Raw genomic sequence first — 19,817 nt, 5'->3', positions numbered from 1 at the left:
AATATGTCCAGTACCACTACCGTCGCTGAATTCGCAGCTGAATTGAATAAATCTCCCGCTACCCTGATCGAGCAATTGACCAGCGCAGGCGTTGCAAAATCGCAGGCCAGCGATCCCTTGTCGGAATCCGACAAGCAAAAGCTGCTCGGCTACTTGCATGCCAGCCATGGCACTGTCGCGGCCGATCGAAAAAAGATCACCTTGATGAAGAAGTCGACTTCGGAAATCAAACAAGCCGATTCCACGGGCAAGGCCCGCACCATCCCCGTTCAAACCATCAAGAAGCGCACCTTCATCAGACGTGAAGACGAAGCCGACCTGCCAGTTGAAAACGCCCAATCAAGCATGTCTGCAAATGCTCCGCAGATTCAGGCTGCCGAAGATGCCGAGCTGGTTCGCCGTGAAGACGAGGCTAACCGTAATGCCGAGCTATGGCGCCTTCAGGAAGAAGAACTGACGGAAAAGCGCCGTGTCCGCGATGAGCAGGCCGCGCAAGACGCAGCTCGCGAACAGGAACGCGAAGCCGCTGCACAGAAAGCTCAAGCCGAGGCGCAAGCCCAGCAGGCTCAGGCGCAAGCGGCGGCCCAAGCCGCTGCTGCTGCCGAAGCGGCAAAAAAGCCCAAGCCGACCATTGGCAAAATATTCAAGCCGGCGCCCGTTGCTCCGGTTGCTCCAACTGTTACCGAGGAAGCACCAAAGACCGTGGACACTGCCGCAGCAGAAAAAATCAGCAAGGCTGCCGAGGCTGCAAGCGCCAAGGCTGCTGAAGCCGCAACCCTCCAGGCGGCTGCCAAAGCCAAGGCCACTGCCGAATTCCAGGCGGATGCGGCCAAGGCCGTGGATCTGCAGGAACGCCGCCGCAAGGCCGAAGCAGAAGCTGCTGGCATTCGCGCCATGCTGTCTGCGCCCAAACGTGTGCTGGTTCCCCATGTCGACCCCAAGGTCGCGATGAAGGGAACGCTGCACAAGCCGGTGGTTGCCCCGGGTGCTGCCAAGCCTGCTGCTACGGGTGCGGCGGGTGCACCAGCTGCGCCAGGCGCCGCCGGGAAGAAGGAAGTCAAGTCAGAAAATTTGTCTTCGACTTGGAAAGACGACGCGGCCAAGAAAAAAGGTATTCCGAGCCGTGGCGCTCCGGTGGTACCGGGTCGCGGCAATTTCCGTCCTGGTGCGCGCGGCCGCCGCAGTGGTGGACGCGAGGTGCGTCCGGAATCGAATTTTGTCGCTCCGACCGAATTCAAGGTGATCGAGGTCCATGTGCCCGAAACCATCACCGTGGGTGAACTGGCGCACAAGATGAGCGTGAAGTCGTCCGAGGTCATCAAGCATTTGATGAAGCTGGGCCAGATGGTCACCATCAACCAGCCGCTGGACCAGGACACCGCCATGATCGTGGTGGAAGAAATGGGCCACAAGGCTCTTACGGCAGCGCTGGACGATCCGGAAGCCTTCACCGACGACGACGTGCAGGGCCAGCAGTCCGAGGCACTTCCGCGCGCACCGGTGGTCACCGTCATGGGTCACGTTGACCATGGCAAGACCTCGCTGCTCGACTACATCCGGCGCGCCAAGGTGGCCTCCGGTGAAGCCGGCGGCATTACCCAACATATCGGTGCCTATCATGTCCAAACACCGCGCGGTATGGTGTCCTTCCTGGATACCCCGGGCCACGAGGCGTTCACCGCCATGCGTGCCCGTGGCGCGCAGGCTACCGACATCGTGATTTTGGTGGTTGCAGCGGACGACGGTGTGATGCCGCAGACCAAGGAAGCCATCAAGCACGCCCGTGCCGCTGGTGTTCCGATCGTTGTGGCAATCAACAAGATTGACAAGCCTGGCATCAACATGGAACGCGTCAAGGGTGAGCTGGTCACCGAAGGCGTCGTCCCCGAAGAGTTTGGCGGCGACTCACCGTTTGTGCCAGTCTCGGCGCATACCGGTGCAGGTATCGATGAACTGCTCGAACAGGTGCTGCTGCAGGCTGAAGTGCTTGAGCTCAAGGCATCGGTGGACTCCCTGGCCAAGGGCCTGGTGATCGAAGCGCGTCTCGACAAGGGCCGTGGTCCGGTTGCCACCGTGCTGGTCCAGTCCGGAACCCTGAAGGCGGGCGACGTGGTGCTGGCGGGCTCGACCTATGGCCGCGTGCGCGCCATGCTCGACGAAAACGGCAAGCCGATCAAGACCGCTGGTCCTTCGATTCCCGTCGAAATCCAGGGCCTGACGGAAGTGCCGCAAGCCGGCGACGACTTCATGGTCATGACCGACGAACGCCGTGTGCGCGAAATCGCCACCTACCGTGCTGGCAAGTTCCGCAACACCAAGCTGGCCAAACAGCAGGCGTCCAAGCTGGAGAACATGTTCTCCGACATCAACGCTGGCGAAGTCAAGTTGCTGCCCATCATCATCAAGGCTGATGTGCAGGGTTCGCAGGAAGCGCTGGCGCAGTCGCTGCTCAAGCTGTCGACTGACGAGGTCAAGGTGCAGCTGGTGTACTCGGGTGTTGGTGGTATTTCCGAATCCGACGTCAACCTGGCGATTGCTTCGAAAGCGGTTCTGATCGGGTTCAATACCCGGGCCGATGCCCAGGCGCGCAAGCAGGCCGAGAACAACGGCGTTGACATTCGCTACTACCAGATCATTTATGACGCGGTGGACGAGCTCAAGGCTGCCATGTCCGGCATGCTGACACCTGACAAGAAGGAAGAAATCATCGGTAATGCCGAGATTCGCAACATCTTCAAGGTCAGCAAGATCGGCTCGATTGCCGGCTGTATGGTCACCGCTGGTGTGGTTCGCCGCACCGCCAGGTTGCGCTTGCTGCGCCAGAACGTGGTCATCTTCACCGGTGAACTCGACTCGCTCAAGCGCTTCAAGGACGATGCCAAGGAAGTCAAGGAAGGCTTCGAGTGCGGCTTGAACCTGAAGAACTACAACGACATCGAAGTCGGCGACATCCTGGAGTTCTTCGAAATCAAGGAAGTGGCCCGGACCTTGTAAGCACATGACCATTCGCCAGCCCAAAGGCTGGCGAATGGCCTGCTCGAAACAAGGACTGCAACTTCAGATTCCCAATACATGCGTAAAAAATCATCTACCCCCAACCGCAGCTTTCGCGTAGCCGACCAGATCCAGCGTGATTTGACGGAACTGATCGCGCGCGAGTTGAAGGACCCGCGCGTCGGCATGGTGACGGTCCAGTCAGTCGAGGTCACGCCCGACTATGCCCATGCCAAGATTTATTTCAGTGTGCTGGTCGGCGACCCGAAGGAGTGCGAAATCGCACTCAACCAAGCGGCAGGTTTCCTGCGCAACGGCTTGTTCAAGCGCTTGATGACCCACACCGTGCCGACGCTGCATTTCCATTACGACCAGACGACTGAACGTGCGGCCGACCTGAACGCCTTGATTGCCAAGGCGGTTTCCTCCCGCGCCCAGGACTAACTCTGCGCCGTTCCCCTTTGACAGGTTCGGGGGCAACGGTGCCACCGAGCGTTCGGGCCAGACCGTACGCCGAGCCTGTCAAAGCTTATGACGCAAACAACTTCTACCCGCCAGAAAATCCAGCGACGTCCCGTACACGGCGTGTTGCTGCTCGACAAGCCGCTGGGCCTGTCGAGCAACCAGGCGCTGCAAAAGGCCAAGTGGCTGCTGCGTGCGGAAAAAGCCGGCCACACCGGAACGCTTGACCCGCTGGCCACTGGCGTGCTGCCGCTGTGTTTTGGCGCGGCCACCAAGTTCAGCCAGATGCAGCTTGAGGCTGATAAAACCTATGAAGCCGTGCTGCTGCTGGGCCAGAAAACCAGCACGGCGGATGCCGAAGGCGAAGTGATTGAAACCCGTCCTGTTCCTGTGATCACGCCCGAACTGCTGGAAACAATCACCAGGCGTTTTACGGGGCCACTGGCGCAGGTGCCGCCGATGTATTCGGCGCTGAAGAAAGATGGCAAGGCGTTGTATGAATATGCCCGCAAAGGCATCGAGGTCGAGCGGGAAGCCCGTCACATCACGATTTTCAAGCTAAATATGGCGCTTGCGCATGACCCACGGGCACAAGCAGCTATTAAAATAATAGTGAGCTGCAGCAAGGGAACGTATATTCGCACGCTCGGTGAAGACATTGGCGAGGCCATTGGTTGCGGTGCCCACCTGGGTTCGCTGCGCCGGATCGAGACCGGCGGTTTTGTGGCTGCGCAATGCGTGACACTGGCTGCGCTCGAAGCGATGAACGAAGCCGAACGTGATGCCTGTTTGTTGCCCCCGCAGTCGCTGGTAGCGGATTACCCTTTTGTCACACTGGACGCCGACAATGCCGGACGTTTCCTGAGCGGCCTGCGTCGCCGGGGTCAGTGGGGTGCCGATGCACCACTCGTACAGGTGTATGGCAACGAGCCGGCTGCATTTCTGGGTTCTGCCCATATTTGTGCCGATGAGCTGATTCCCCAGCGTTTGCTGAGTCCGGTTGAAGTTCAGGACATCCTGCAATCATCCGGTCGCACTTATGAAGTTTTAACGCCAGTTTCCGTGGCCCTAGCCTCCGAACCCACGGAAGCCGGCTTTTTTCAACATTAATTTAATTACCGTTTCAAGTTCCCAGAAAGTCCACCATGAGTCACAAACAAATCCGAAATATCGCCATCATCGCCCACGTCGACCATGGCAAGACCACCATGGTCGACCAGTTGCTGCGCCAGTCCGGCACCTTTGCCGACCATGAAAAGGTCGTCGATACCGTGATGGACAACAACGCCATTGAAAAAGAGCGTGGCATCACCATCCTGGCCAAGAACTGCGCCGTGACCTGGGAAGGCACGCACATCAACATCGTCGATACCCCGGGCCACGCCGACTTTGGCGGCGAAGTCGAGCGCGCGCTGTCCATGGTTGATGGTGTAGTGCTGCTGATCGATGCCCAGGAGGGCCCGATGCCCCAGACGCGCTTCGTCACCAAGAAGGCGCTGGCCCTGGGCCTCAAGCCCATCGTGGTGGTCAACAAGGTGGACAAGCCCGGCGCCAATCCAGACAAGGTCATCAACGCCACGTTCGACTTGTTCGACAAGCTTGGCGCCACCGACGAACAGCTTGATTTCCCCGTGGTCTATGCCTCGGGCATCAACGGCTGGTCGTCGCTGGAAGAAGGCGAGCAGGGCGAACAGTGGGGCCCCGACATGTCGGCCCTGTTCAACACCGTGCTCAAGCACGTGCCTGCCCAGAAAGGTGACCCTGACGCACCACTGCAGCTGCAGATATCCGCGCTTGACTTTTCAACTTTCGTCGGCCGCATCGGTGTGGGCCGCATCAGCCAGGGCACGATTCGCCCGATGATGGACGTGGTCGTGATGGAAGGTCCGGACGGCAAGCCCGTCAAGGGACGCGTCAACCAGGTGCTGACATTCCAGGGTCTGGAGCGTGTGCAGGCGACTGAAGCCGGCCCCGGCGAAATCGTGCTGATCAACGGCCTGACCGACATCGGCATTGGTGTGACTATCACCGACCCGGTCAATCCTATGCCGTTGCCCATGCTCAAAGTTGATGAGCCGACGCTGACCATGAACTTTTGCGTCAACACCAGCCCGCTGGCCGGCCGCGAAGGCAAGTACGTCACCAGCCGCCAGATTTGGGACCGCCTGCAAAAGGAACTGCAGCACAATGTCGCCCTTCGCGTGAAGGAAACCGACGAGGAAGGCATTTTTGAAGTCATGGGTCGGGGCGAGTTGCACCTCACCATCCTGCTGGAAAACATGCGCCGTGAAGGTTTTGAGATGGCGGTTTCCAAGCCGCGTGTCGTGATGAAAGACGTGAACGGTGAAAAGCACGAGCCGATCGAACTGGTGACCGCCGACATCGAAGAGCAGCACCAGGGCGGCGTGATGCAGGCACTGGGCGAGCGCAAAGGCGAACTGGTCAATATGGACCCGGACGGCCGTGGCCGAGTGCGCCTGGAATACCGCATTCCAGCGCGTGGCCTGATCGGTTTCACCAACGAATTCCTGAATTTGACGCGAGGCTCTGGCCTGATCGCCAACATTTTCGACTGCTACGAGCCGCACAAGGGCGACATCGGCGGGCGCAAGAACGGCGTGCTGATTTCCATGGATGCCGGTGAAATTTTCACTTACGCCCTGGGTAAACTCGACGATCGCGGTCGCATGTTCGTCAAGGCGAACGATCCGGTGTACGAAGGCATGATCGTCGGCATCCACAGCCGCGACAACGACCTGGTGGTCAACGCCACGCGCACCAAGCAGTTGACCAACTTCCGCGTGTCGGGCAAGGAAGACGCGATCAAGATCACGCCGCCAATCGAATGCACCCTGGAATATGGCGTTGAGTTCATCGAGGACGACGAATTGGTCGAAATCACACCCAAGTCGATTCGCCTTCGCAAACGCTACCTGACCGAAAGCGAGCGCAAGCGCTCCGGCCGTTAAGTAAAAACGGCTTTGGCCGTTGAATAAAACTGGCTTAAGCGCCTGTAAAAGCTGTTCAAGGCCACTGCATGCAGTGGCCTTTTTACTGTTCTCACTGACACACTTGATAAAGCCAATCTCTTGGCGTGTGGCGGTGTGGTGATCTTGATTACGATTGCGCTGATGCAACCGCCCGATGAATCAAGGCCGGTGATGTCTTATGGGTGGTGTTTGCGTTGACACGGTGCCGCGTTCCAGTGCGCTGACAGGCGATTCGCTGGTCATTTGCGCACTGGTGGTGAATAAATAGATTAAATGGAAACAGAAAGCATGACAACAGAAACTAACAAAATCGATGCAGCCGGCGATGTGCTGGCCGAACGTCAAGGCAATGCCGGGCTGATCACATTGAACCGGCCCAAGGCGCTCAATGCCCTGTCGCTGTCCATGGTTCGTGACCTGTTCAATATCTTGCGTGCCTGGCAAGACGATCCTGACGTGCATCTGGTCGCGATTCGAGGCACCAACAAAACGGGCCGTCCCGGAACACCGGAAAGCCTGTTTGGCGGGTTTTGTGCTGGCGGTGACATCCGGTTTTTTCATCAGGCAGCGCTGGCTGGCGAAGCCGCGCTGGATGAGTTTTTTACCGAGGAATATCAACTCAACCATCTGATCCAGACCTATTCCAAGCCCTATATCGCCTTCATGGACGGTGTGGTGATGGGCGGCGGCATGGGTATCAGCCAAGGTGCGCGGGTACGTATCGTTACCGAGCGCACCAAAATGGCCATGCCTGAGACCAATATCGGCCTGTTCCCGGACGTGGGCGGCGGCTATTTCCTGAGCCGTTGTCCGGGCCACGTGGGCGAATACCTGGCACTGACCGGCGAAGTCATAGGGGCCGAGGAAGCCATCGACTATGGACTGGCAGATGTGAAACTTGATGCGGCTGCCTTGCCGACGCTGTGGGTCGAACTGGGCACCACGCTGTGGGCGTCAGTGGCGCAAGCTGATCAATGGATTACATCAAAATTTATATCTGAAAGTAGCCGTCCAGTCTGCGTAACGGGTCATATTGATCAATTTTTCTCGTTGCTGCGCATCAAGCATATTGTCGATGCGCTTGAAAAAGCCAAGGACGACCGCTGGGCTGCCCGGATCGCCGGGGTACTGCGCAAGCGCTCGCCGTTGATGTTGCATGTCACGCTCGAGCAGATTCGCCGTGCCCGCAGCATGACGCTGGCCGATGACTTGCGCATGGAGCGCGACATGGTGCATCAGTGCTTTTACCTGCGCCCCGGGGTAGAAAGCGAAACTGTCGAGGGTATCCGCGCACTGGCGGTGGACAAGGACTACATGCCGAAATGGAAGCCGGCGCGCATCGAGGACGTGAAGCCAGGCATGGCTGATGCCTTTTTCGTCAGTCCTTGGAGTGCGCAAACGCATCCTTTAGGAAACCTGTAGAAGAATCGATTGGCAGGGCATCTCAGCTGTCACTTGCCAATCTTCACGACGAATGTTATCTACATAAAAAGTTATTAACAAAATAATTTCATCAAACCACTAAGTAAAGAAGAACAACGAACGATTATTCGTTGTCGATCTAATCGGACAAATCTCAAATTTTTTCGAATTCGCACACGATATGTTTATCGGTTCCTTGACTTCATGGCCCGGTCAACTTCGCGCTTGCCTTCGCGGTCCTTGATAGTGTCGCGCTTGTCATGCTCGGCCTTGCCTTTGGCCAGGCCAATCTCGCACTTCACCCTGCCGGCCTTCCAGTGCATGTTGAGCGGCACCAGCGTGAAACCCTTTTGTTCGATCTTGCCAATCAAACGGCGAATTTCTTCCTTGTGCATCAGAAGCTTCTTGGTACGTACAGAGTCGGGCCGGATATGGGTCGATGCAGTGCCCAGCGGGTTGATCTGGCAGCCAATGATGAACAACTCGCCGCCCCGGATCACCACATAGCCGTCGGTGAGCTGGACTTTGCCCTCGCGCACCGACTTGACTTCCCAGCCTTCCAGCACCATGCCGGCTTCGAACCGCTCTTCAATGTGGTAGTTGAAGGTAGCCTTCTTGTTGTCGGCAATGCGCACTGCAGCGGCAGCGGCCTTGGGTGAAAGATTTGCTGCCGATTTGCCCACCGGTTTGCCCGAAGAGGAGACAGCTGGTTTTTTGGAGGAATTTGCTTCTTTGGTGGCCATGACTAAGATATTGGAGCAGAGGGGCGAAGCAGCACTTGTGGCTCATACAATTGCCCCCAGCCTTAGATTGTATGAAAACCGTTCACAAGTCCGTTCTTATCTGGTACAGCCCCGCTGAAATGTTTGCGCTGGTCACCGATGTTGCCAGCTATCCGCAGTTTTTGCCTTGGTGCGACCGTGCCTCGGTGGAAGAGGAGACTGCTCAGGGCATGGTAGCCAAGGTGGGCATATCCATTGCTGGCATCCGGCAAAGTTTCACCACACACAATACACATACGCTTGACCAGAAGGTCATTCTCAAGCTGGTCAAAGGTCCATTTTCCAAATTGGAAGGTGAGTGGAACTTTTTACCTTTAGGCGATGGCAGCCAGCGTGCATGCAAGGTTGAGTTTGCCATGAGCTATGACTTCGATAACGGAACGCTGGCGGCGCTGGTCGGGCCGGTGTTTGACAAGATCGCTGGCAGTCTGGTAGATGCATTTGTGAAGCGAGCGTCTCAGGTCTATGGCGACGCTTGAGGCATCTAAAAAGGCCTTGCGGATGAACATAACACTGGTTTACTCACCCGCACCGCGGCAAGTCAGGGAGTGGGTGCTTGAGTTAGAGCTTGGCACAACCGTAATTCAAGCACTTTTGGCTTGCAGCATCTTTAAAGAATATCCGGAACTTGCCAACAAGCCGACAACAGGCATCTGGGGGCGAAAAATCCGGCTCAACCAACCTTTGGCAGACAAGGACCGGATAGAAATCTACCGACCCTTGCGTGTTGATCCGAAAACCGCGAGGCGTGAGCGCTTTGACCGTCAGGGCGTTAAAAGCGCGGGGTTATTCACCCAAAAGCGGCTTGGCGCAAAAGCCGGCTATTGAATCGGTAAGCGTGCCTGCAGGTTATTTCACGCAATCGCTTTCTGCAATCGACTGCAATCGCTTGGTTTCCGCTGACCGTGCGGCGTCATCCATGTATTCGCGCTCTCCTTTTGTATTGGTCGTGGCGATACGAATGCCTGAATTGAGGGAAGCCTGGGCTTTTTTTGCGCGTTCACAATTGTCCGCCCTGGACTTTGCAAACTCTTCAACCTCAGCCTGCTTTTTAGTTTCATCCAGCATATCGGCCTTTTTTTTCATGGCTTCGAGCTCTTTATCCTTTCCCGAAAGCTTGGGCATGCTGGTTTTCACAGCAGGCGCTGATGCAGCAAGGGCAGGCATACCGGCAGCTACATCCTGAGAGCGAGTGTCAGCCTTGAATTCTGCCTTTTTTATGATATTTTTTTGTGGCGTGTCAATGGGAGGCGGCTGGTCGCTAAATACCTTTCGACCGTCTTTGTCCAGCCATTGCCACTCGGCAAGGGCTGGAATCGTCAATACACAGCCGGCTAAAGCCAGAATCAAGGTTCGCGTCAGAAATTTGAAGTTCATGGGGAAAGTGTATCGCCGTGTTTCGATATCTAATGTATTTTGGTGATGACACTTAACCATGAGGGCTTGAAAGTGTGTGTGGCCACTGTGTGTAAAGTGAATAGTGGGGCAAAGGTACAATCGTGTTTTTGGAGCTTTCTCTATGCGCCTACTCGGCAAAGCGCTCACCTTCGACGACGTATTGTTGGTGCCAGCGTTCTCCCAGGTCCTTCCCAAGGACGCCCTTCTTTCCACCCAGTTCTCCCGCAACATCCGCCTGAACCTGCCGCTGGTTTCAGCCGCCATGGACACGGTTACCGAAGCGCGGCTGGCAATTGCCATTGCGCAGGAGGGTGGCATCGGCATCGTTCATAAAAACCTCACGCCGCAGCAGCAAGCCGCCGAGGTGTCACGCGTCAAGCGCTACGAAAGTGGCGTTTTGCGCGACCCGGTCGTTATCACTCCAACGCATACAGTGCGGCAGGTTATGGCGCTCAGCGAGCAGCTCGGCATTTCTGGCTTTCCGGTAATTGATGGCGGCAAGGTAGTTGGCATCGTGACCGGACGCGACATGCGGTTCGAGTCGCGCATGGACGTGCCGGTCAGCACCATCATGACGCCGCGCGATCGCTTGATCACCATGCCTGATACGGCCACGCTTGCGGACGCCAAGGCGCTGCTGAACAAGCACAGGCTGGAACGTGTGCTTCTGATCAATGACGAGTTCGAGCTCAAGGGCTTAATCACGGTCAAGGACATCACCAAACAAACGACTTTTCCGAATGCTGCGCGCGACCTGCATGGGAAGCTGCGCGTCGGCGCAGCTGTCGGTGTGGGCGAGGGCACCGAAGAGCGCGTCGAGGCCCTGGTCCGCGCAGGCGTCGACGCAATCGTCGTTGATACCGCGCATGGCCACAGCAAGGGCGTGATTGACCGGGTACGCTGGGTCAAGCAAAACTATCCGCACATTGACGTGATTGGTGGAAACATCGCCACGGGAGCAGCAGCATTGGCGCTGGTCGAAGCGGGCGCTGATGCCGTCAAGGTCGGTATCGGTCCGGGAAGTATCTGCACCACTCGCATTGTTGCGGGCGTTGGCATGCCGCAAATCATGGCCATTGACAGCGTCGCGACCGCTTTGCGTGGCACGGGCGTTCCCCTGATAGCCGACGGCGGCATTCGCTACAGCGGCGATATTGCCAAAGCCATTGCTGCTGGCGCCGGCACGGTCATGATGGGCGGCATGTTTGCAGGGACTGAAGAAGCGCCCGGCGAAGTTATTTTGTTTCAAGGCCGAAGCTATAAAAGCTATCGCGGCATGGGCAGCATCGGCGCCATGCAGCAAGGCAGTGCTGATCGCTATTTCCAGGAGTCCAGCACTGGCAATCCCAATGCCGACAAACTGGTGCCTGAGGGCATTGAAGGCCGTGTTCCTTATAAAGGTTCGATGGTCGCCATCATTTACCAGATGGCTGGTGGATTGCGCGCCAGCATGGGCTATTGCGGCTGCGCCACCATCGAGGAAATGCAGAACAAGTCTGAATTTGTCGAGATCACCTCCGCAGGCATTCGCGAAAGCCATGTGCATGACGTTCAGATCACCAAGGAAGCGCCTAATTACCGCGCTGAATAAAGCCTTTTCAATGCATTCTGGGCGTCTGGCGGCAGGCGCCCTTTTTCTTTTTGACTGAACCATCGCCCAAGGCGTCTTTCATGCAGCACCAAAAAATTCTCATTCTTGATTTCGGCTCACAGGTCACCCAACTGATCGCGCGTCGGGTCCGCGAAGCGCATGTTTTCTGTGAAGTCCATCCATGCGATGTGAGCGATGACTGGGTTCGTGAATATGCAAGTGACGGCAACCTGAAAGGCATCATCTTGTCAGGCAGCCACGCAAGCATTTACGAAGAAGCCACAGATAAGGCGCCGCAGTCAGTGTTTAATCTGGGTATTCCGGTGCTGGGCATCTGCTATGGCATGCAGGCCATGGCGTACCAGCTGGGCGGCAAGGTCGAAGGTGGACACAAGCGTGAATTTGGCCATGCCGATGTTCGGGCACGCGGCCACACGGCGCTGCTAAAAGATATTCAAGACTTCGCGACATCAGACGGGCAGGACATGCTCACCGTCTGGATGAGTCATGGTGACAAGGTGACTGAAATGCCGCCTGGTTTCAAGCTCATGGCCAGCACCGACAGCTGCCCAATTGCTGGTATCGCAGACGAAGAACGGCATTTCTACGGCCTTCAGTTTCATCCCGAAGTCACGCATACCAAACAGGGTGCAGCCATTCTCAACCGATTTGTCCTGGACATTTGCGCTACCCGTCCCGACTGGGTTATGGGCGACTACATTGCCGAAGCCGTCGAAAAAATCCGCCAGCAGGTTGGGGATGAAGAGGTCATTCTGGGCTTGTCGGGCGGCGTTGATTCATCGGTGGCTGCAGCCCTAATTCACCGCGCCATTGGCGAGCAACTCACTTGTGTATTTGTCGATCATGGCCTGCTTCGCTTGAACGAGGGCGACATGGTAATGGAGATGTTTGTCGGCAAGCTGCATGCCAAAGTGATTCGCGTCGATGCGGCTGAACAGTTTCTGGGACACCTTGCCGGCGTAAGCGATCCGGAAGCCAAACGAAAGATCATCGGACGTGAGTTTGTCGAGGTGTTCAAGGCGGAAGCTGCGCGGCTAAAGGCGGGACTTGACGGCGCGTATAAAGGTGCAAAATGGCTAGCCCAAGGAACCATTTATCCCGACGTGATCGAGTCAGGCGGCGCCAAGAGCAAAAAAGCCGTCACGATCAAGAGCCATCATAACGTCGGTGGTCTGCCCGAACAGCTGGGCCTGAAGCTGCTCGAACCCCTGCGCGAATTGTTCAAAGACGAGGTGCGCGAGTTAGGGGTAGCGTTGGGGCTGCCGCACGACATGGTCTACCGCCATCCCTTCCCAGGACCTGGGCTGGGCGTGAGAATTTTGGGACAAGTGAAAAAAGAATATGCCGATTTGCTGCGCCAAGCGGATGCTATTTTTATCGAAGAGTTGCGAAACTTCAAGGATGCGGAAACCGGACAGACCTGGTACGACCTGACTAGCCAGGCATTTGCGGTATTTCTGCCAGTAAAAAGCGTTGGTGTGATGGGCGATGGCCGGACGTATGAGTATGTAGTGGCATTGCGGGCAGTGCAAACCAATGATTTCATGACTGCAGATTGGGCTGAACTGCCTTATGCGCTGCTTAAAAAGGTTTCAGGCCGCATCATCAACGAAGTTCGTGGCATCAACCGCGTCACCTACGACGTCAGTAGTAAGCCACCTGCAACCATCGAGTGGGAATAATCTCTTTTGCTGACGAGTGCGCTGGCTTGGCTGTCTTTCAAAAAATGCTTCTGATCTGTTGACAGTTTGGATGTAATTCTGAATTAAGCTTGCGGCCATGTACCTGCCTCCCCATTTCGAAGGTGATCGTGCACAGGCTGCGGATTTGATGCGGCAGCCTCCTTTCGCCAACTTTTTCAGTGTTGACGCGTCGGGTCTTCCTTTCACCACCCATTTGCCGCTGCCTCTGGAAAAGACGGATGACCTTCCAGGTCTAAAGATATTCACCCTGCTGGGAAATTTTGCCGGAGGAAATTCCCATTGTCGATATTTTCGGGACCGACTGCAGGCAGTTGTGAATTTTCTCGGTCCTCACGCTTATTTGTCACCTACGGTTTACCCTGACTTGGCATGCGTTCCGACGTGGAATTATGTGGCCGTGCATTGCACCGTGCAAGCGACGCAGATGGATGACGCTGCGGCCAAAAATAGTTTTCTGAAAAAGCTTATTGATGATCATGAGCCAACCTATGATAAACAATGGCAGGGAATAGAGAATGCATATTCGCAGAAAATGCTGACAGTCATTCTAGGGTTCGAGTTGCAGGTATTGGACTTGCAATTTAAATTAAAACTTAACCAGCACCGACCCGAAGCCTCTTTAGCCATGCAGGCCATTTATGAGAACGGCAAAGATTGCGACCAATACCTTGGGCGCTGGATGAAACGCATCGCCAAATAACCAGCAATAATTCTGAAAGTTTGAAATGCGTCTTGTTCTTGTATGGATAAGTTTGTTGATTGCACTTGCTGTGGTTGGACTCCTGGCAAAAAAATATATGGGTGATGTAACGGCAGCACAAGACCCTGCGATTACTCGAAACACTATCACCGAGTCAGCTGGACTTTCTGATGTCAAAAATTCTGTGTTGCAATCTCAGCAGATTAAAGATCATGTCAGGCAGTCGCTCGAAGCGGCCTTCAAAATTTCCAGAACCTCAGATGAAGAGTAAACAATGATGTCTGTACTTTGCCGTGTGCAGCTTCTGGCTATACTTCAAGTAGCACATGAATGACGCCGACTTCATGAAAATGGCGCTTGAACAGGCAAGAATAGCTGCCTCGTCAGGGGAGGTTCCTGTCGGCGCTGTCATTGTTAGGCTAAAACAAGTGATTGCCAGGGGCCGAAACTCCTTGATTAGTGGCAACGATCCAACTGCACACGCCGAGATCGTCGCATTAAGAGCGGCAGCAAAAATACTTGGAAACTATCGGCTTAATGAATGTGAACTGTTTGTCACTTTGGAGCCATGCGCCATGTGCAGTGGCGCCATACTGAATGCAAGGCTTAAACGTGTGGTGTTTGGAGCCTCCGAGCCAAAAACCGGGGCAGCTGGTTCTGTCATTAATCTGTTTGCACAATCATCACTTAACCATAAAACCGAATGCCAAGGCGGCGTACTTGCCGATGCGAGTCGAGGCCTGATGCAGGATTTTTTTCGTCAACGCCGGTTCGAAAAGCGTGCATCGGAACTACGACGCCATCCCTTACGCGATGATGCACTGCGTACACCCGATGCTGTTTTCGATGATTTGCCTGACTATCCCTGGATTTCGAATTACCGCAGCGATCTGTGCGCACTGGGCGGTTTGAGAATTCACTATCTTGATGAACAGATGGCTTCGTTTGTAAAAGATCCCGAACGGAAACCCATCACCTATCTGTGTTTGCACAATATTCCAGGCTGGAGTTACGAATTTCGAAAAATAATTCCGCAACTACTTCAATCTGGGGACAGGGTGGTCGTACCGGATTTGATTGGGTGCGGCAAAAGCGACAAACCCAAGAAGTCTATTTTTCATACATTTGCACGACATCGCCAGATATTATTGGAATTGGTAGAAGCACTTGATTTAAGTAATATCGTTCTGGTGTTTCCAGAACGGCAAGGACTTATGGGTTTGACATTACCGATGTCTGAACCGAAACGTTATCGAGGTCTAAAAGCAATAAATCTAGCAGGGGAATTCTCCGAAAAAGTGCATTTTATGTGTGAAGGAATTGCCCTGTGGAAACTGGCAACTTGTCGACAAGTTGATCATGATTTAATTTATCCACATAAATTAAAAAATACTGAGTCAAGTTATTCCTCTAAAGAAAAAGAAGAGTCATTTTCGATCTTGCAGAATTATCATGTAGCGTCACTTTCGTTGTCAGACCTGATGCGCAGCCAAAATAGTGAAAATCATCTACAGATATTACAAGAATCTGAAAGATTCTGGAGTTTTCAGAATCTAAGCTGAACGCTAATTATTTTTTAAATGCGCATCAATTGCAATTGAATGTAATCTACAAAATTAATTAAAAATAAAATAGTAATATGCAAAAGTAATAGGAAAATTAGTCTTATGAAAAAATCAATATATATATTCTCCCCTTCGAGCGCAGTAAGCGATAAGCTTGCTTTCAAGCGGGGTGTAAAACGCCTGAAATCATTAGGTTATGAAGTAGAAGTTGACAAAGCTGCATTAGAAATTCATCAACGCTTTGCAGGAGATGACGAAACACGCATCGCGGCCATTTACAGGGCTTGTGCGAGCGGTGCAGATATTGCAATGATTTCCCGTGGAGGTTATGGACTCACACGCATACTTCCGGCAATAGATTACGAAATTGTTTCAACAGCCATAAGTCGTGGAACTCAATTTGTCGGATTTAGCGACTTTACGGCATTCCAAATGGCATTATTTGCCAAGACTGGAGCTGTAAGTTGGGCAGGTCCTTCACTGGGAGAGGATTTTGGAGCCTTAGCTGGTTCTGATGACATTATGGAAGCATGCTTTAATGACATGGTGACAGGTCAAGGGGAGGGTAGCGGCTGGAGAATGCCAAAGACAGTTATTAAACAAAAAGATCCATTTAGCGTAAGCACAGCGTACAGTATCGACAATTCTGTTCTCTGGGGAGGTAATCTGGCGATGCTGACATCTCTGGTCGGAACACCATATCTTCCTGTGGTAGAAAATGGCATCTTGTTTATTGAAGATATTGGGGAGCATCCTTACCGCGTTGAGCGTATGCTTGCCCAGTTGCTCCAAGCCGGTATATTGGCACAACAAAGGGCCATCATATTTGGCCAGTTCACTCAGTATAAATTGGTCCCACATGATAAAAATTATCAAATGGCCAGCGTGATCGAGTGGTTAAAAAAACAGGTAAATGCATTGGTACTTACCGGTCTTCCATTCGGGCATGTTGCTACTAAAATTGTTTTGCCTGTTGGTATGCCCGTAACACTAGCAGTGGAGGGCCGCGACGCATTTTTGCTCTGGGGCCATCAGCATTGAACGATGCGTAAATAATCAATAAATCTAATCCATGGCAGAACTCACCGTCGTTTTTGCAGATCTAACTGGAAGTACTGCCATATTCGAAAAACTTGGCAATACAAAAGCGGTTCAAGTAATCACCAGCTTGACCCATTGGATTGGACATGTCTGTGAAAAGCATAACGGACATGTAGTGAAATATCTCGGAGACGGCGTACTTATCCTCTTTAAGGAAAGTGATAATGCTCTAATTGCTGCAATAGAACTACAGAAAATTCATCACGATCGAATCCGACATTGGCCACTTGCATTAAAAATGCGGCTTCAAATTGGTATGGCGCGAGGGGATGTTGTAGAACAGGATGGTGATTGCTATGGCGATGCCGTTAACGTTGCATCACGGCTAAGCGATCTTTCGGGCTCAGAACAAATACTTATTAATGAAAGCGTTAGTAACCAAATATCTAATTTATCTTCTTTTAGATCACGCTGTCTTGGGCCGATGATAATTAGAGGTCGTGTGGAAACTTGCATTGTTTACCGCGTGGAATGGCAGGATGAAATTCATTCAGAAGTTTTTACCGTACCAGCAAGGTTAATGCCGTCGACCTTTAAAAAAAATGATTTAAAAACGACTTATTTAGAATTATCTTGGCTTGATATTAATGTGAAGTTTAATGTTGCTGATCTTCCTGTTTATCTTGGCCGTGACGATGATGCACAATTTGTTGTTCAAGACCCCCGTGTATCCCGAAAACATGCAGTGATTGAGTGGAGAACTGGAAATTTCTATTTAAAAGATATAAGTAGCTATGGAACCTGGTTACGATTTTCCAATGGGGACTCAACTATTTCTTTACGTCGACAGGACTGTATGCTTCTGCTTAATGGAGAGATAGCTCTTGGTGCATCATTCGAAGATTTTAGTGTACCAACAGTCACATTCAAATTTCAGGGTGAAACTTGATATTTTTTAAGCTGGTACTGCGTCTAGATTAATCCTATTCCAATGACGATGAAACGCAATTTCGGTCTGAAAAAATTCTGATATTTGTCCATCAAGGGCCTTACGTGTGTCGGCCAGTATTACTCCAGGTGTTGGTATAGTAATTGAATCAATGGTTTTGTCTGTACTAAATCCTAAAGTTGTTAGTAATTGACTGCCTTCATTCAAAGCGCAAATTGTCTTTCCGTGCTTATATGCTTCAAGAACAAAATGAATTGCTCCGCCAAAGCTACACAGACCCGTTGTACTTTCCTGACCTCCAGGTATTAACACTGCATCGAACATAATAGATGGCATAGTAAAAAAAGTGTGATCTATGGCAATTCTTTTACCTGTAGTTGTAGATACACTCCCGAGTTCAATACTTATAAACTTGCAGATTCCACCTGCTTCAATCAGATCCATCACAAGACTTCTAAAAGGACTAGCATCAACTCCATTTGTTACCAATATGGCAATTTTTCTTGTTTTTATATTAACTATATTACGTGGTGCCATACTTAAGGTTGCGTCTTCAAGAATCTTTAAAGAATTCCTACAATGTCGAAAACCAATTCGACCGGATGCAGCTTTTAGATCAGGCGCATTAATTCCGAGACCTGAGGCAACACGACCTGCAAATTTCAAATCAACATGGGCAAGGTTGTCGACCACCCTTTGTCTAATAACAGACGACTCTACTTTAGATAACTCAAACTTGAAAGCTGCAACGATGTGTTCCTTTTCAAAAACACTCTGACTGTTCCAAAATAAGGTTGCTTGCGAAAAATGGTCATCAAAAGAAAAATGTCTGTTCCTCGATTTTGATAATCCGATCAGATTGGATTGCGACTTAAATCCAGCAGTATTTCCATCAATACGTAATTCAATATCGTTAGCCAATGTATTGGGTTCATATGCAACCCTGCCTTTATTGATAGTCTGACGATGGAGGCCTCCGCGCTGATAATTGTGAACTGGACAAACACTGCGATTGATTGGAATTTCATGAAAATTTGCACCACCCAGACGTGCCAACTGAGAGTCTGTATAAGAAAAAAGTCTTCCCTGTAAAAGAGGATCATTAGAAAAATCTATACCCGGGACAAGATTTCCTGGGTGAAAAGCGACTTGTTCAGTTTCTGAAAAAAAATTTTCAACATTTCTATTCAGTGTCATTTTCCCAATAATTTGCACGGGTACTTGTGATTCAGGAATTAGCTTTGTTGCATCGAGTATGTTAATACCCAACTCATCTTCGCGTCCAGCATCCACGATCTGTACACCTAACTCCCATTCAGGAAAATTGCCAGTATCGATACACTCCCAAAGATCCCGGCGAAGAAAATCTGGATCTTTGCCTGCTATTTTTTGAGCTTCATCCCAGTCAAGAGCATGTACTCCCAATTTTGGTTTCCAGTGAAACTTCACAAAAAAAGCGTCTTGTCGTGCATTGATGAAACGGAAAGCATGCACACCAAATCCTTCCATCATTCTAAAGCTGCGAGGCAAACCTCTATCTGACATAGTCCACATCAGCATATTCGTTACCTCGGGCTCTAAAGAGGCAAAGTCCCAAAATGTATCGTGCGCACTGCTGGCTTGCGGCATTTCATTGTGTGGTTCTGGTTTTAGGGCATGTATCAGGTCTGGGAATTTAATTGCATCCTGAATATAAAAAACAGGAATGCTGTTACCAACTAAGTCATAATTTCCCTGTTCTGTATAAAATTTTACTGCGAATCCACGCACATCCCGGACTGTGTCAGCCGATCCTTGAGAACCCAACGCACCGGAAAATCGTACAAAAACGGGTGTTTCAATTTCAGGATCTTGCAAAAATGCAGCACTTGTATATTGAACCATTGAAATATATGGCTTAAAAAATCCATGCGCTCCACAACCTCTGGCATTCACAGCACGTTCAGCAATGCGTTCGTGGCCAAAATGCATAATTTTCTCTCTGAGAATAAAATCTTCCACCAGTGTAGGTCCATTATCACTAGCTTTAAGAGAGTTGTGATTATCTGATAACTGAACACCCTGATTGCTCGTTAAATCAGAATTCACTGGAATAGTAAATAATTCAAGTTGTTCTAATTTTTTATTAGAGATAGTATTGCGCGTGTTGGACACATTACGTTTTGGGAGCATTGGCATAAAATTCCTCGATGATGACTG

General features: G+C 52.0%; 17 protein-coding genes. 14 read left to right on the top strand and 3 right to left on the bottom strand.

Going from position 1 to position 19,817, the window contains the following annotated elements:
- Positions 1-3 precede the first annotated feature (3 nt).
- The 5 genes from infB (at position 4) to H4V98_RS12140 (ending at position 7,868) form a co-directional block, all read left to right on the top strand.
- Positions 4-2,994: a translation initiation factor IF-2 gene (gene infB, locus H4V98_RS12160; RefSeq protein ID WP_196864647.1), complete on the top strand. Its 2,991-nt coding sequence runs from the start codon at positions 4-6 to the stop codon at positions 2,992-2,994.
- Positions 2,995-3,072: 78 nt separating this feature from the next.
- A complete protein-coding gene (gene rbfA, locus H4V98_RS12155) occupies positions 3,073-3,438 on the top strand; it encodes a 30S ribosome-binding factor RbfA (protein WP_196864648.1) in 366 nt (121 codons plus the stop codon).
- Between the two features lie 87 nt (positions 3,439-3,525).
- A complete protein-coding gene (truB, locus tag H4V98_RS12150) occupies positions 3,526-4,566 on the top strand; it encodes a tRNA pseudouridine(55) synthase TruB (RefSeq protein ID WP_196864649.1) in 1,041 nt (346 codons plus the stop codon).
- A gap of 35 nt (positions 4,567-4,601) precedes the next feature.
- The gene (typA, locus tag H4V98_RS12145) at positions 4,602-6,425 is read left to right on the top strand and encodes a translational GTPase TypA (RefSeq protein ID WP_196864650.1); all 1,824 of its coding nucleotides are present in this window, start codon (positions 4,602-4,604) and stop codon (positions 6,423-6,425) included.
- A gap of 309 nt (positions 6,426-6,734) precedes the next feature.
- Entirely contained in the window at positions 6,735-7,868 is a 1,134-nt protein-coding gene (locus H4V98_RS12140; RefSeq protein WP_196864651.1) for an enoyl-CoA hydratase/isomerase family protein, read from the top strand.
- Between the two features lie 185 nt (positions 7,869-8,053).
- Here the strand turns inward: H4V98_RS12140 and smpB are convergent, their stop codons facing one another.
- Positions 8,054-8,611, bottom strand: coding sequence for an SsrA-binding protein SmpB (smpB, locus tag H4V98_RS12135; protein ID WP_231374863.1), 558 nt, complete (start codon positions 8,609-8,611; stop codon positions 8,054-8,056).
- Between the two features lie 71 nt (positions 8,612-8,682).
- On the opposite strand from smpB, the gene H4V98_RS12130 reads away from it, so the two are divergent.
- A complete protein-coding gene (locus H4V98_RS12130; protein ID WP_196864652.1) occupies positions 8,683-9,129 on the top strand; it encodes a type II toxin-antitoxin system RatA family toxin in 447 nt (148 codons plus the stop codon).
- Between the two features lie 22 nt (positions 9,130-9,151).
- Positions 9,152-9,478 carry an RnfH family protein gene (locus H4V98_RS12125; RefSeq protein WP_196864653.1) on the top strand — a complete coding sequence of 109 codons (327 nt, stop codon included), beginning with the start codon at positions 9,152-9,154 and terminating at the stop codon, positions 9,476-9,478.
- A 21-nt stretch (positions 9,479-9,499) separates the two neighbouring features.
- On the opposite strand, the gene H4V98_RS12120 is transcribed toward H4V98_RS12125, so the two are convergent.
- The gene (locus tag H4V98_RS12120; protein WP_196864654.1) at positions 9,500-10,027 is read right to left on the bottom strand and encodes a DUF4124 domain-containing protein; all 528 of its coding nucleotides are present in this window, start codon (positions 10,025-10,027) and stop codon (positions 9,500-9,502) included.
- A gap of 142 nt (positions 10,028-10,169) precedes the next feature.
- Here H4V98_RS12120 and guaB point away from each other — a divergent pair, with 142 nt between their 5' ends.
- The 7 genes from guaB to H4V98_RS12085 all read left to right on the top strand — a co-directional run bounded on the left by guaB (position 10,170) and on the right by H4V98_RS12085 (position 17,618).
- Positions 10,170-11,639, top strand: coding sequence for an IMP dehydrogenase (gene guaB / locus H4V98_RS12115; protein WP_196864655.1), 1,470 nt, complete (start codon positions 10,170-10,172; stop codon positions 11,637-11,639).
- Between the two features lie 80 nt (positions 11,640-11,719).
- Positions 11,720-13,342, top strand: coding sequence for a glutamine-hydrolyzing GMP synthase (gene guaA, locus H4V98_RS12110; protein WP_196864656.1), 1,623 nt, complete (start codon positions 11,720-11,722; stop codon positions 13,340-13,342).
- A 97-nt stretch (positions 13,343-13,439) separates the two neighbouring features.
- The gene (locus tag H4V98_RS12105; protein WP_196864657.1) at positions 13,440-14,063 is read left to right on the top strand and encodes an FMN-binding negative transcriptional regulator; all 624 of its coding nucleotides are present in this window, start codon (positions 13,440-13,442) and stop codon (positions 14,061-14,063) included.
- Positions 14,064-14,088: 25 nt separating this feature from the next.
- Positions 14,089-14,334 carry a hypothetical protein gene (locus H4V98_RS12100; RefSeq protein ID WP_196864658.1) on the top strand — a complete coding sequence of 82 codons (246 nt, stop codon included), beginning with the start codon at positions 14,089-14,091 and terminating at the stop codon, positions 14,332-14,334.
- A 55-nt stretch (positions 14,335-14,389) separates the two neighbouring features.
- Positions 14,390-15,625 carry a tRNA adenosine(34) deaminase TadA gene (gene tadA, locus H4V98_RS12095; RefSeq protein ID WP_196864659.1) on the top strand — a complete coding sequence of 412 codons (1,236 nt, stop codon included), beginning with the start codon at positions 14,390-14,392 and terminating at the stop codon, positions 15,623-15,625.
- A 105-nt stretch (positions 15,626-15,730) separates the two neighbouring features.
- Positions 15,731-16,669 carry an LD-carboxypeptidase gene (locus H4V98_RS12090; RefSeq protein ID WP_196864660.1) on the top strand — a complete coding sequence of 313 codons (939 nt, stop codon included), beginning with the start codon at positions 15,731-15,733 and terminating at the stop codon, positions 16,667-16,669.
- Between the two features lie 31 nt (positions 16,670-16,700).
- Positions 16,701-17,618 (top strand): adenylate/guanylate cyclase domain-containing protein, encoded by a 918-nt coding sequence (locus H4V98_RS12085; RefSeq protein WP_196864661.1) that lies wholly within the window; start codon positions 16,701-16,703, stop codon positions 17,616-17,618.
- A gap of 6 nt (positions 17,619-17,624) precedes the next feature.
- Here H4V98_RS12085 and H4V98_RS12080 read toward each other — a convergent pair whose 3' ends face one another.
- Positions 17,625-19,790 carry a catalase gene (locus H4V98_RS12080; protein WP_231374867.1) on the bottom strand — a complete coding sequence of 722 codons (2,166 nt, stop codon included), beginning with the start codon at positions 19,788-19,790 and terminating at the stop codon, positions 17,625-17,627.
- Between the last annotated feature and the right edge of the window lie 27 nt (positions 19,791-19,817).

The organism is Polaromonas sp. CG_23.6 (genome assembly GCF_029892315.1).
Taxonomy (GTDB): Bacteria; Pseudomonadota; Gammaproteobacteria; order Burkholderiales; family Burkholderiaceae_C; genus Polaromonas.
This window is presented reverse-complemented; position numbering and strand designations above follow the sequence as displayed.